This window comes from Providencia sp. 21OH12SH02B-Prov (assembly GCF_027362595.1).
Lineage (GTDB): Bacteria > Pseudomonadota > Gammaproteobacteria > Enterobacterales > Enterobacteriaceae > Providencia > Providencia zhejiangensis.
The window spans coordinates 215,047-228,170 of record NZ_CP114796.1; the positions used below are offsets into that span (position 1 = coordinate 215,047).

A 13,124-nucleotide genomic window follows, 5' to 3' on the forward strand; every position below is an offset into this window, starting at 1 on the left:
CCTGTCCTCATGACTTTGTAATGACGAAACGAAAATTGTATCGATAATTGATTATATCCATTTGTGCGTCTATACGTTTAGACGTCTAAATAGAGATTACCGGATATGCTGATACTGAGTCAACACTTAAATGAAATAGAGGTGTGAGGGTTTTTCAGGGGGAATAGGAAAAAAATTCATGTAAGAAAATGCGCAATAACCAAAGATTATTGCGCAGAACGCATTTTTATTCAGTTAAGCAGAAGTGCTCAATTAACTGGCTAATGAGTTGTCGAGTGGGTTCGATGAATTTCATATCAATAAACTCATCGGGTTGATGCGCTTGTTCAATAGAGCCGGGGCCCAGTACCAACGTTGGACACAATTCTTGAATAAATGGCGCTTCAGTACAGTAATTTACGGTATCCGCTTTTTGACCAAGGAGCTGTTCAATCACTGCAACCATTTTATGATCGGTTGGGCACTCATAACCGGGGATCGGCGGGTGGAGAGATTCAATGGCTAACCGTCCCGGCCATTGTTTTTTCACCGGCTCTAAGGATTCATTTAATAATTCATCGAGATCTTGCAAAGTCAGCCCAGGTAATGGGCGAATATCCATGTGCAATTCACAGCAACCACAAATTCGGTTAGCTGCATCTCCACCATGAATATGACCAAAATTCATGGTTGGATAAGGGATGACAAAAGCCGGATTGTGATAGCGCTCTTTCAGCGTATTACGCAGTGTCATGAGATGTGAAATAGATTCATGCATCAATTCAATTGCGTTAACGCCTCGGGCAGGGTCACTCGAATGGCCTGATTGGCCAGTAATACGGATCGCATTGGAAAGATGGCCTTTATGTGCTCGTATCGGTTGTAGTGAGGTTGGCTCACCAATAATCGCAAAATCAGGACGTAGCTGTGTACTGGCCGCAAAATAACGCGCCCCCGCCATTGATGTTTCTTCATCTGCCGTTGCAAGGATATGCAGTGGGCGAGTCAGTTTATTGATATCAATATCACGCAACGCATCAACGATAAAAGCAAAAAAGCCTTTCATATCCGCAGTGCCGAGGCCATATAACTTGCCGTCTTGTTCTGTCAGGGTAAATGGATCTTTGCTCCATCGACCTTCATCAAACGGCACGGTATCCGTGTGGCCACATAGCATCAAGCCACCACTTCCTTCACCAATCGTCGCGAGTAGGTTGTATTTGTCGCGGGTATCTGGCACTGGTTGTATATTCACCGTAAACCCGAGTGTTTCTAGCCACCCACCAAGCAGTTCGACCAGAGCCTTATTACTCTGATCGAGTTGCGAATCAGTGGCACTGATAGAGGGAGTGGCAATTAATTGACGATAAATCTCAATAAATGCAGGTAATTTAATATTCACTGTTGACAGCCTTTATCCATAATAGTATCAATATTCATGCACTTTATTTGAATAAAAATACACATTAAACTGTTTGGGTCACGAGCACAAGGTAGAAAGCATATGTTGAACACACTCATTATCGGAGCCAGTGGTTATACTGGAGCAGAATTAGCGGCTTATCTGCAACGTCATCCTGAAATAAATCTTCAGGGATTGATGGTGTCAGCTCAAAGTGCTGATGCAGGTAAATGCTTTTCTGATCTACATCCCCAGTATAAGGGTATTATCGATATTCCTGTCTTACCATTAACGGATGTTGCGGCTGCGGCACAAGGTATTGATGTCGTTTTTCTTGCCACTGCTCATGAAGTTAGCCATGACATCGCCCCTCAGTTTTTAGAGGCAGGCTGTGTCGTCTTTGATTTATCGGGTGCTTATCGTGTTCAAGATGCCGCTTTCTACCCAAAATATTACGGATTCGAACATACAAACAGTCAATGGTTAAATCAAGCGGTTTACGGCCTTGCTGAGTGGCAAGCCGACAAAATTCGTCAAGCACAACTCATCGCTGTGCCGGGATGCTATCCAACGGTTTCTCAATTAGCGTTGAAACCGTTGATTGAAGCGAAACTACTTGATGACCAAATGTGGCCAGTGATTAACGCGACGAGTGGGGTCTCGGGCGCGGGTCGTAAAGCTTCTATGACAAATAGTTTTTGTGAAGTGAGTTTACAGCCATACGGTATTTTCACGCATCGTCATCAACCTGAAATCGCAACGCATTTGGGACGTGAAGTCATTTTTACACCGCACTTGGGGAATTTTTCTCGCGGTATTTTGGCTACGATTACTTGTAAGGTAAACGCTGGTGTGACGACCGAACAGATTCAACAAGTCTTCAAAGATGCCTATCACAACAAACCGCTAGTGCGTTTGTATGAAAAAGGTGTTCCAGCACTGAAAGCTGTCGTTGGCACACCATTTTGCGATATTGGCTTTGTATTAAAAGGCGAGCACCTAATCTTAGTCGGAACGGAAGACAACTTATTAAAAGGTGCAGCAGCACAAGCGGTACAGTGCATGAATATTCGTTTCGGTTTTAATGAAACGCAATCATTACTTTAGTGATATCACGGTCAACGAACTTATTAAGGATTAACCCATGCAACCATTAGTGATCAAATTGGGTGGTGTATTACTGGATAGAGAAGAAGCGCTTGAAAGATTATTTACTGCATTACAAACCTATCGTCAGTCTCATCAACGACCTTTAGTGATTGTACATGGTGGTGGTTGTCTGGTTGATGAACTTATGCAAAAGCTCCAATTACCGGTGGTGAAGAAACAAGGACTCCGTGTCACACCTGCTGATCAGATTGATATTATCACTGGTGCATTAGCAGGCACTGCCAACAAAACACTATTGGCGTGGGCGACTAAATACCAGTTACAAGCGGTTGGACTATCATTAGGTGATGGACAAAGTGCAACAGTCAGCCAGTTAAATGATGAGCTTGGTCATGTTGGGGATGCGAAACCCGGTGATCCTAAATTGTTACAGTTACTATTGGGGGCAGGTTATTTACCTATCATAAGCTCGATCGGTGTGACTGAACAGGGTTTATTGATGAATGTGAATGCTGACCAAGCAGCAACGGCTATCGCACAAGCTTTGAATGCCGACTTAGTCCTATTATCAGATGTTAGCGGCATCCTCGATGGGAAAGGGCAAAAAATTGATGAAATGACCACAGCAAAAGCGCAGAAGCTCATTGAACAAGGCATTATCACAGATGGCATGATCGTCAAAGTGAACGCGGCATTAGACGCAGCAAAAACGTTGCAACGCCCAGTAGACATTGCAAGTTGGCGTCATGCAGAGCAACTCCCCGCACTATTTAATGGCACAGCCATCGGTACGCGGATTTTAGCATCATAAAATGGGTGCGTTCGGGGGGCTTTGCCAACCAATAACACATGAACTCTTTAATTAAGCGAAATCGGGATAGGTAAGTTATGAAAAAGGGCATCAAAAAAATCGTATTGGCATATTCAGGCGGTTTAGATACATCAGCCATTATTCCATGGTTGAAAGAAAACTATGATGACTGCGAAGTGGTTGCCTTTGTGGCAGATGTAGGTCAAGACAGAGAAGATCTGGTGGGTGTGGAGCAAAAAGCACTGCAATCAGGTGCATCTGAATGTTATGTGGTGGATCTGCGCGAAGAATTTATCAAAGAATATATCTACCCAGTATTAAAAACGGGTGCGTTATATGAAGGAAGCTACCTATTAGGCACGTCGATGGCACGTCCTATTATTGCTAAAGCACAAGTTGAAATCGCATTAAAAGTTGGGGCCGATGCCGTTGCGCATGGCGCAACCGGTAAAGGAAATGACCAAGTGCGTTTTGAAAGCACATACACCGCGCTGGCACCTCAGTTAAAAGTTGTTGCGCCGTGGCGTGAGTGGAATTTACGTTCCCGTGAAGCGCTACTGGACTACCTGAAAGAACGTAATATTCCAACAACGGCAAGTTTAGAGAAAATTTATAGCCGCGATGAAAACGCATGGCATATTTCGACTGAGGGTGGCGTATTAGAAAGTACTTGGAATGCAGCCAACCAAGACTGCTGGGTGTGGACTGTGGATCCAAAAGATGCTCCAGATGAAGCGGAACTCGTCACTGTTGGCGTTAAACAAGGGGAAGTGGTTTCTGTTAATGGTCAAGCTTTATCTCCACTCGGTTGCCTTGAAGCATTAAACGTCTTAGGTGCGAAACACGGTGTGGGTCGTATTGATATCGTTGAAAACCGTTTAGTAGGCATGAAGTCTCGTGGTTGTTATGAAACACCCGGAGGCACCATTATGATGGCAGCTCTACGTGGTATTGAGCAACTTGTTTTGGATCGCGATAGCTTCAAATGGCGTGAGCAGCTAGGCCTAGAAATGTCTTATGTGGTCTATGATGGGCGTTGGTTCGCTCCTTTACGTCAATCACTGCAAGCGGCAGCAGAATCTTTAGCGCAGGATGTCACCGGTGAAGTTGTTTTGAAACTGTATAAAGGGCAAGTGACAGCTATTCAGAAAAAAGCTGATAACAGCCTGTATTCAGAAGAGTTTGCAACTTTTGGTGAAGATGAAGTCTATGATCACAGCCATGCTGGTGGCTTTATCCGTTTATATTCTCTTTCTTCACGTATTCGTGCACTCAAAGAGCAGAACAAAGCGAAATAGTTTTATTGAAATACTCCGCCGACAGCCATTGGCTGTCGGGGATAACATTTATTTTATCAATCAGATAGGGAACAGTTATGGCACTTTGGGGTGGACGTTTTAGTCAAGAAGCCGATCAACGGTTTAAACAATTTAATGATTCATTGCGTTTTGATTACCGCTTGGCGCAACAAGACATTATTGGTTCGGTTGCCTGGTCAAAAGCGTTAGTCACAGTCGGGGTGTTATCAGAAGCAGAACAACAATCCCTTGAACAGGCATTGAAGGCGCTATTGAAAGAAGTACAAGATAACCCCGAAAGCATTCTGCAAAGTGATGCAGAAGATATTCATAGCTGGGTTGAAGGAAAACTGATTGATAAAGTAGGTGATTTAGGTAAAAAACTGCATACGGGTCGTAGCCGTAACGACCAAGTCGCGACGGATTTGAAATTATGGTGTAAAGACCAAATAGCACAACTATTAGAAGCGGTGATTGAGCTACAAAAAGCCTTAGTTATCACTGCTGAAAATAATCAAAATGCAGTGATGCCTGGTTACACCCACTTACAACGTGCTCAGCCCGTTACTTTCGCACACTGGTGTTTAGCATACAGTGAAATGCTGGCTCGGGATGAAAGCCGCCTCAAAGATACATTAAAACGTTTAGATGTTAGCCCGTTAGGCTGTGGTGCATTGGCAGGTACGGCTTACGATATTGACCGTGAACAACTGGCTTCTTGGCTGGGGTTTGCATCTGCAACACGTAATAGTCTTGATACGGTGTCAGATAGGGATCATGTTTTAGAACTGTTATCTGATGCAAGCATTGGTATGGTTCACTTATCCCGTTTTGCGGAAGATTTAATTTTCTTCAATAGCGGTGAAGCTGGTTTTGTTGAACTTTCTGACAAAGTCACCTCCGGTTCATCATTAATGCCTCAAAAGAAAAACCCAGACGCACTTGAGTTAATTCGTGGTAAGTGTGGTCGTGTGCAAGGGGCATTAACTGGGATGATGATGACGCTTAAAGGATTGCCATTAGCTTATAATAAAGATATGCAAGAAGATAAAGAGGGCCTGTTTGATGCTCTTGATACGTGGCTAGACTGTATGCATATGGCTGCATTGGTGTTAGATGGTATTCAAATCCGTCGTCATCGTTGTGAAGACGCAGCAAAACAAGGCTATGCCAATGCGACAGAACTCGCAGACTACCTTGTTGCTAAAGGCGTTCCATTCCGTGAAGCACATCATATTGTGGGCGAAGCCGTTGTGGCGGCAATTAGCCAAGGAAAAGCGTTGGAAGAAATGACATTAAGTGATTTACAAAAATTCAGTGATACTATCCAACTCGATGTATATCAAATCTTATCGTTACAATCATGCTTAGATAAGCGTTTAGCCAAAGGTGGGGTTGCAAAGAGCCAAGTGAGTCAGGCAATCATCGAAGCTAAATTACGTTTAGGGCTGTAAGAGATGGTTGGGTGTTGAGTAGAAACATAAAAAAAGCGGGGTAGTTATTCTACCCCGAGGTCAGTCGTTGCTACTTAAATATACTTAATTGTTAAAAGGCCTAATTGACTTTGCTTATCAACCCAATGATAGGTATAAACGCCTCTACCATTATTCATGGTTCCCCAGTCTTTAGACTGCGCTATTTTTTTGATATCCAATTTTTCTTCTACCATATCCGCCTTGTCATTTAAGCAATTAAATATTAATTGTTGTTGGTTGCTTACACTGTTCATACAAGGTGGATGGACAATAGAGCCAGTAAAATGAATAACCCCACTGTGCGTTCTTTGTTTTACTTCCGTATCTGCAACGCTAAATACAGGAGTCATTAAGAGTACTGTTAATAGAGCGAAAAGATTTTTGTTTAAAGTTGAAGATAATGTTTTCATGATTTTTTTCCTTGCTGATCTGTAGTTTATAATTAACTGTTTGTTTTTATTTATTTTTTGTTAAAGGTACTGCACTGAAATCATGGCAAGATTTCTTTCTTTATTCGTCCATTTGAATTGATATATGCCGCGATTATCAGTTGTTTGCTTCCATTCAGATGTTTTGCTTTGTCGTGAGTAATGAATATTTGATTTTTTAGTTTTATTTTCTTTGCTATTAAAACAATTCAATTGAACGTTGTTGTTATTAAAATCATAGCTGCAAGGCGGTTGTACAATAGCTGCTTTAAATGTAATGGTGGTATTGTTTGTCTTTGCTTGTGCATTCTCTGTTAATAGTACTGTAGCGAGTAATACAAGTGACATTGATGATATGACGACTTTTTTCATCATGGCTTTCATCCTCTAGATATATTTAAGTGTGGTTTGCGTATATTAATTACCACCAATTTTTGATGAGCGAATTATATAGATATCAACTCGATTTAGGTGTTAATTTTAAAAAGCAAATGTGAGTAAATATATTTAAAATGAGTTGGCTTTATTTATGCACAGCATTGCCTTATGTATAATGTGTCAGAATTAAACTCTGTAAAATATCATCAATTGTTGGTATTTGGTGTTATATGCCACTGCCTGTCTTTATTTTGTTGGTTTTATCTTTCGCAGTGTGAAAAAAGTCATTATCTAATTTGATGTAAAATATAAAGTAAATCATGGGAATTTTTATTGATTTTTTAATTAAAATTAATAAATCAATAAACAAAATCGACATAATGTATCTAAATGTTTCACTGGGTAAGTGAATTATTAATTATCTTTTTTAATCCTTATTGTGTTTTACCTTAATATATTTGTAAGTCTTTAAAATGTTTTTATTTTACTTAATTATCTGTTGTTAATATTGATGGCTGATTTTATGTAATAATAAATTTATATCTTTAACACTCAATCGGCGTATTACAGGGCCAATAAGAGTACATTAGTTGTTTATACCTATCGGTGTGCTTTGCTTATTAACTCTCTAATGATAGTTAGGTAATGCCATTCTTAATTTTTTGGTGGCTATTGTGCTTCTCATCGTGAAAGCCATAATTCTCTTCATATCTATATGAGTGATTCTTTTTGGTTATCAAGATCGTTGTTATGAATGCTGACAGGACTTGCCACCAATGAAACGCGATGGTTCCAACGATAAGTACAGTGTTTAACAAGTCGCTAAGCGTTTTGCTAATCGAGTACAAGAATGTGAATGGATTAATACGGTTTACGATAGGATTTAAGCTTTTCATAGCGTTTCTCCTTTGGCTGTACCTGTAATAGGTTTTAAGCATTCCAGAAAATCGCTATTCCATTAACGTCTATTTCCTTTTTGTTGTTCCTTCTTGTTTACCTAAATATAGCCTCCATTTTGGAATGCAATTTATTTTTTCACTAATAATATGTTGCTAATTATTAGTGAAAAACTTCAAAGTTAATCACGGCATCGATAATTTTTTGGGTATAAATATTATTTATATTTCTTAGTTAAGTGATTAATTTTTTATGGTGGGTTTTGAGTTTTCTTTAGCTGGGGGGCACAGAGCTAAAAAATATATTTATAAATAATATGTTAATAAACGTGAACTAATATTACTATTTATTTCATTAATAATGGTATTTAATTTCATCAAAACGATGAAAATTAATGATATTTGAAATGTTCTATTGGGTTATTTTATGAGAGATTCAATGTAATATTTAGTCATATGGTCATGTATTCAATCTGGTGATTAATCTGTAATATAGGGTAATTTATCGGAGAATATTCATGGCTAAAGTCGATGTAAGGTGCCCATTTTGTCAACAAACTCCCTCAGTGAAAAAACATGGCCTAGGGAGTACAGGTCATCAACGTTATCGTTGTCAAGACTGCTGCCGAAGCTTCCAACTCGACTATGAATATCGTGCCTGCCAGCCCGGTACCAAAGATAAAATTATCGACCTAACGATGAATAATGCCGGTATTCGTGATACCGCTAGAGCCCTTCATATCAGCATTAATGCGGTTGTTCGCACTTTAAAAAACTCTCGCCGAAGCAGGTAACCTCTTTACCCCTTGATAATCTGCACATTGAACTCCTTTGCGAAGTCGATGAACAGTGGTCTTTTGTGGGTAATAAGAAGCAACAACGCTGGCTTTGGTATGCGTGGGAGCCCCGCCTAAAACGGATAATTGCTCATACGTTTGGTCGTCGAAACAAAAGGACTCTTCACCAGTTACTGGCTTTACTGTCTAGGTTTAATGTGGCTTTTTGGTGCACGGATAAGTTCAGTGCTTATGAGATATTGCCCAAGCAGAAACATGTGGTAAGTAAGTTTTATACGCAACGAATAGAAAGAGAGAATTTGAACCTGAGAAACCGCTTGAAGCGCCTTAACCGTAAGACGTTAGGTTACTCGAAGTCACCTGAAATGCATGACAAAATCATCGGTACATTCATTGAACGCGAATACTACCTATTATGATGATCTCTATATTGAATACACGACCTAGTCATATTCGGTTTCATTTAGACATGTTTATACTGAGTACACAGGATACCTAAAGCAGTAAAAATGAAGAAATACTGAGCATCTCAATGGTAATTGATAGTTAAAAGCATTAGATTTCTGCTATACTGATTGGCAATCTATATTAAGAAGGGCTGCAAAATGAACATTCGCGATCTGGAATATCTAGTAGCATTAGCTGAACACAAACACTTTCGTCGAGCCGCGGACTCTTGTCACGTGAGTCAACCAACACTGAGTGGCCAAATACGTAAGTTAGAAGAAGAACTCGGTGTTATGTTACTGGAACGAACCAGTCGTAAAGTGTTATTTACTCAACAGGGGTTGCTGCTTGTTGAACAAGCGAGAACGATTTTACGCGAAATTAAAGTATTACAAGAAATGGCGGCTCTACAAGGTGAAAGTATGTCGGGACCTTTACATATAGGGTTAATTCCGACAATTGCTCCTTATCTTCTACCTCTGATTATTCCCGAATTGCATAAACTGTTTCCTAAACTTGAGATCTATTTACACGAAGCGCAAACGCAACAATTACTCGCGCAGCTCGATAGTGGGAAATTAGATTGTGCAATTTTGGCTCAAGTAAAAGAAACAGATCCGTTTATTGTGGTTCCTTTATTTGAAGAACCGATGAAGTTAGCTATTTATGAAGGTCATTCATGGCGTGATCGCGACACTATTGATATGAGTGAATTAGCGGGTGAAAAGCTATTGATGCTTGAAGACGGGCATTGCTTACGTGATCAAGCCATGGGCTTTTGTTTCCAAGCTGGCGCAAAAGAAGATACACATTTTCGTGCTACCAGTTTAGAAACTTTGCGGAATATGGTCGCGGCGGGAAGTGGAATTACATTATTACCTGATTTGGCAGTACCGAGTGAAACATGTCGTGATGGGGTGTGCTACTTAAATTGTATTCATCCAGAACCGAAGCGTACTGTGGTATTAGTTTATCGTCCAGGATCACCATTACGTGGACGCTATGAGCAACTTGCTGAAGCTATTTATAATTTAATGAGTAGTTATTACAGCCAAAAGGCGCGTTAAAGTGACATAGAATCTATTTTACTTGCGAGTAGTGATTGCCGTGTGATTTTCGGCAATCACTAACGTCACTGCTTAAAATAAACGGTTTAACCCATTTAATGCTGCGACACGAAATGCTTCTGCCATCGTAGGGTAGTTGAATGTAGTATTCACAAAATACTCGATCGTATTTCCTTCCCCTTTTTGCTCCATGATAGCTTGACCGATATGAATAATTTCAGCGGCTCTTTCACCGAAACAGTGGATACCCAAGATCTGCAATGTTTCACGATGAAATAGAATTTTCAAGCTGCCAACATTCATACCCGCAATTTGCGCGCGAGCCAAATGCTTAAATTGAGCGCGTCCGACTTCGTATGGAATTTTCATCGCTGTTAATTGCTGTTCTGTTTTACCAACAGAACTAATTTCAGGGATGGTATAAATACCAGTAGGAATATCTTCAACTAGATGGGCATTTCCTAAATCTTCGGCAATAGCTCGAGCGGCAATACGACCTTGGTCATAAGCAGCGGATGCCAAGCTTGGGTAACCAATAACATCGCCAACAGCATAAATACGTTCATTAGATGTACGATATGCGCTATCGACTTTAACGAGTCCTCGGCCATCAGCTTCAATACCAACATTAGCTAAGCCAAGCTTGTCTGTATTACCTGTCCGCCCGTTAGCGTAAAGTAAACAGTCAGCTTTGACTTTTTTGCCTGACTTAAGATGAACAATAACCCCATCATCGACGCCTTCAATTTTTTCATATTCTTCGTTATGACGAATAACGATACCGCTATTCCAGAAGTGATAAGAAAGGGCATCTGACATTTCTTGGTCTAAGAATGCCAGCAAATGATCGCGAGTATTAATTAAATCAACTTTAACACCTAATCCGCGGAAGATAGATGCATATTCACAACCAATCACGCCAGCACCATAAATAATCACATGACGCGGTTCATGGGTGAGATTTAGGATGGTATCACTGTTGTAAATACGGGAGTGATTAAAATCAACATCGGATGGACAATAAGGGCGAGAGCCTGTCGCTATCACAATATTATCTGCGCTGAGAACATCGCAGCTTCCATCTGCATAGCGCACACTAACATGGCGCTCATCAATAAAGGTTGCTTCGCCAGAAAACATTGTGCAGCCATTACGCTCATAAAAACCTTGGCGCATACGTGTTTGTTGGCTAATGACACTTTCAGCATGCTTAAGGATTTCAGAGAAAGAGGAGCGTAAAGAGCGAGAATTATCACTGTAGAGAGGATTTTGGTTGAATTCGATAATTCGACTAACGGCATGACGGAGTGCTTTGGAGGGAATGGTTCCCCAGTGGGTACAGCCACCGCCGACACTATTATAACGTTCTATAACGGCGACGTTTTTTCCTTGCTTCACCAGTCCCATGGCGGCGCCTTCTCCACCTGGCCCGGAACCAATGACGATTGCATCAAAATGAATGTGTTGCATGAGGTAAGACCTGCTATAAAAACAAAATGACAACATGATGTTAGCATATCCGCTGATTATTTACCCGTTTTAGTCATGACCTTTCAATCTATAACTTAATTTATACCGCTTATTTTATTGGCTGACGGGGAATCGACAGCTTAAATTAACAGGTGTGGCTGGCTTTGATTCAGAAAAATATTTCTTTATGCCTTATTTAAATGGGGTAATGAATTTTGAGCAATTAAGCCATGAAAAGCCAAAAGTTATTGAAAAATGATTTGGTCAAATTCTGAAAAGCAGTAATCTGTATACTTAATCGCTTTTTCCCTCAAACAGTCTAATAATTTTAGGGTATGCTAGAACGATAGCCGCGCTGTCATTTTAATATTTTGGTATATTGAAAGTTAATGGCTGTTTAATGACATAGAAATCAGGATCACCGTGAGCAATAATATTGGCGTTAGAGCAAAACAGAAAGAAAAAACTCGTCGTTCGCTCATTGAAGCCGCATTTAGCCAATTAAGTGCAGAACGTAGTTTTACCAGTCTCAGCTTACGTGAAGTCGCACGTGAGGCAGGCATTGCACCCACTTCATTTTATCGCCATTTCAAAGATGTTGACGAACTGGGTCTGACCATGGTTGACGAAAGTGGTTTGATGTTGCGTCAACTGATGCGGCAAGCTCGGCAGCGTATCGCAAAAGGCGGTAGTGTGATCCGGACGTCAATCTCAACTTTTATGGAGTTTATTGGTAATAACCCTAATGCCTTTAGGTTATTATTGCGTGAACGCTCCGGTACTTCAGCTGAATTCCGCGCTGCGGTGGCACGGGAAATCCAACATTTTATTGCTGAATTGGCGGATTACCTAGAACAAGAAAGCCATATGCCGCGCCATTTCACTGAACTACAAGCAGAATCCATGGTTACCATCGTTTTTAGTGCGGGTGCTGAGGCGCTCGATATTGATGAAGAGAAAAGGCAACATCTGGAAGAACGGCTTGTACTTCAACTACGAATGATTGCTAAAGGCGCATATTACTGGTACCGACGCGAACAAGAAAAACAGAATCAAACTGACCCCGATCTCACTAAATAACATAAGGAGAATCAATGACGGAACACAATCGCTATGAGAAAAGCACATTACTACTCGCCTTAGTCATTGGCTTATCGACTCACGGAACTTTCTCTGCTCTGTTTAACTCCTTAGTAGAGTTTTCCATTTTTCCAATTATTACTTTAGTATTAGCAGTTTATTGCTTACATCAGCGTTATTTACATCATGCGATGCCTATAGGATTGCCTAAATTTGTCGTGGGTAACTTCTTTTTAGGTTTGTTTGCTTATGCGGCAATTTTACGCGTACAACACCCAGAAGTTGGCTCTAACTTTATTCCTGCAACGATCATTGTTGCTTTAGCATTGTGGTTGTATACAAGCTGGAAAGCACGTAAAAGAGAGCAGCAAGAACTGACAGCCGAAAATGAAGCTGAAATTTAATTTCAATTAAAATTAGCTTGTAAAAATGAGCTTGATAGAAAACGCCGTAATGTTAAGCATTGCGGCGTTTGTGTTTCACAAT

General features: G+C 40.6%; 12 protein-coding genes. 8 read left to right on the top strand and 4 right to left on the bottom strand.

Annotated elements, in window-relative coordinates; translation table 11 throughout:
- Positions 1–226 precede the first annotated feature (226 nt).
- Positions 227–1,381, bottom strand: coding sequence for an acetylornithine deacetylase (gene argE / locus O7C57_RS00925; protein ID WP_196714153.1), 1,155 nt, complete (start codon positions 1,379–1,381; stop codon positions 227–229).
- Positions 1,382–1,483: 102 nt separating this feature from the next.
- On the opposite strand from argE, the gene argC reads away from it, so the two are divergent.
- The 4 genes from argC (at position 1,484) to argH (ending at position 6,054) form a co-directional block, all read left to right on the top strand.
- Positions 1,484–2,488: an N-acetyl-gamma-glutamyl-phosphate reductase gene (argC, locus tag O7C57_RS00930; RefSeq protein ID WP_163863328.1), complete on the top strand. Its 1,005-nt coding sequence runs from the start codon at positions 1,484–1,486 to the stop codon at positions 2,486–2,488.
- A gap of 37 nt (positions 2,489–2,525) precedes the next feature.
- Positions 2,526–3,302, top strand: coding sequence for an acetylglutamate kinase (argB, locus tag O7C57_RS00935; protein WP_269723516.1), 777 nt, complete (start codon positions 2,526–2,528; stop codon positions 3,300–3,302).
- A gap of 77 nt (positions 3,303–3,379) precedes the next feature.
- Entirely contained in the window at positions 3,380–4,600 is a 1,221-nt protein-coding gene (locus O7C57_RS00940; protein WP_154622552.1) for an argininosuccinate synthase, read from the top strand.
- Positions 4,601–4,677: 77 nt separating this feature from the next.
- On the top strand, positions 4,678–6,054 hold the full coding sequence (gene argH / locus O7C57_RS00945; RefSeq protein WP_154622551.1) for an argininosuccinate lyase: 1,377 nt from the start codon (positions 4,678–4,680) through the stop codon (positions 6,052–6,054).
- A 74-nt stretch (positions 6,055–6,128) separates the two neighbouring features.
- On the opposite strand, the gene O7C57_RS00950 is transcribed toward argH, so the two are convergent.
- Together O7C57_RS00950 and O7C57_RS00955 are read right to left on the bottom strand one after the other, a co-directional pair.
- A complete protein-coding gene (locus tag O7C57_RS00950; RefSeq protein WP_154622550.1) occupies positions 6,129–6,485 on the bottom strand; it encodes a hypothetical protein in 357 nt (118 codons plus the stop codon).
- 60 nt (positions 6,486–6,545) lie between these two features.
- The gene (locus tag O7C57_RS00955) at positions 6,546–6,878 is read right to left on the bottom strand and encodes a pilus assembly protein (protein WP_154622549.1); all 333 of its coding nucleotides are present in this window, start codon (positions 6,876–6,878) and stop codon (positions 6,546–6,548) included.
- A gap of 1,417 nt (positions 6,879–8,295) precedes the next feature.
- Between O7C57_RS00955 and O7C57_RS00960 the strand changes: the two genes are divergently transcribed.
- Together O7C57_RS00960 and oxyR are read left to right on the top strand one after the other, a co-directional pair.
- Positions 8,296–8,993, top strand: a protein-coding gene (locus O7C57_RS00960; protein ID WP_269723143.1) for an IS1 family transposase whose coding sequence is annotated in 2 segments (ribosomal slippage) — positions 8,296–8,545 and positions 8,545–8,993 — 699 coding nt in all. Because the reading frame shifts where the segments join, the coding sequence is not laid out codon by codon here.
- Between the two features lie 186 nt (positions 8,994–9,179).
- Positions 9,180–10,088, top strand: coding sequence for a DNA-binding transcriptional regulator OxyR (gene oxyR / locus O7C57_RS00965; RefSeq protein WP_154624410.1), 909 nt, complete (start codon positions 9,180–9,182; stop codon positions 10,086–10,088).
- Positions 10,089–10,160: 72 nt separating this feature from the next.
- On the opposite strand, the gene sthA is transcribed toward oxyR, so the two are convergent.
- Positions 10,161–11,558, bottom strand: a complete 1,398-nt coding sequence (gene sthA / locus O7C57_RS00970; RefSeq protein ID WP_154624411.1) for a Si-specific NAD(P)(+) transhydrogenase — start codon at positions 11,556–11,558, stop codon at positions 10,161–10,163.
- A gap of 423 nt (positions 11,559–11,981) precedes the next feature.
- Here sthA and fabR point away from each other — a divergent pair, with 423 nt between their 5' ends.
- Together fabR and O7C57_RS00980 are read left to right on the top strand one after the other, a co-directional pair.
- Positions 11,982–12,638, top strand: coding sequence for an HTH-type transcriptional repressor FabR (fabR, locus tag O7C57_RS00975; protein WP_163863326.1), 657 nt, complete (start codon positions 11,982–11,984; stop codon positions 12,636–12,638).
- A gap of 14 nt (positions 12,639–12,652) precedes the next feature.
- Positions 12,653–13,042, top strand: a complete 390-nt coding sequence (locus O7C57_RS00980) for a YijD family membrane protein (protein WP_154624413.1) — start codon at positions 12,653–12,655, stop codon at positions 13,040–13,042.
- Positions 13,043–13,124: the final 82 nt, after the last annotated feature.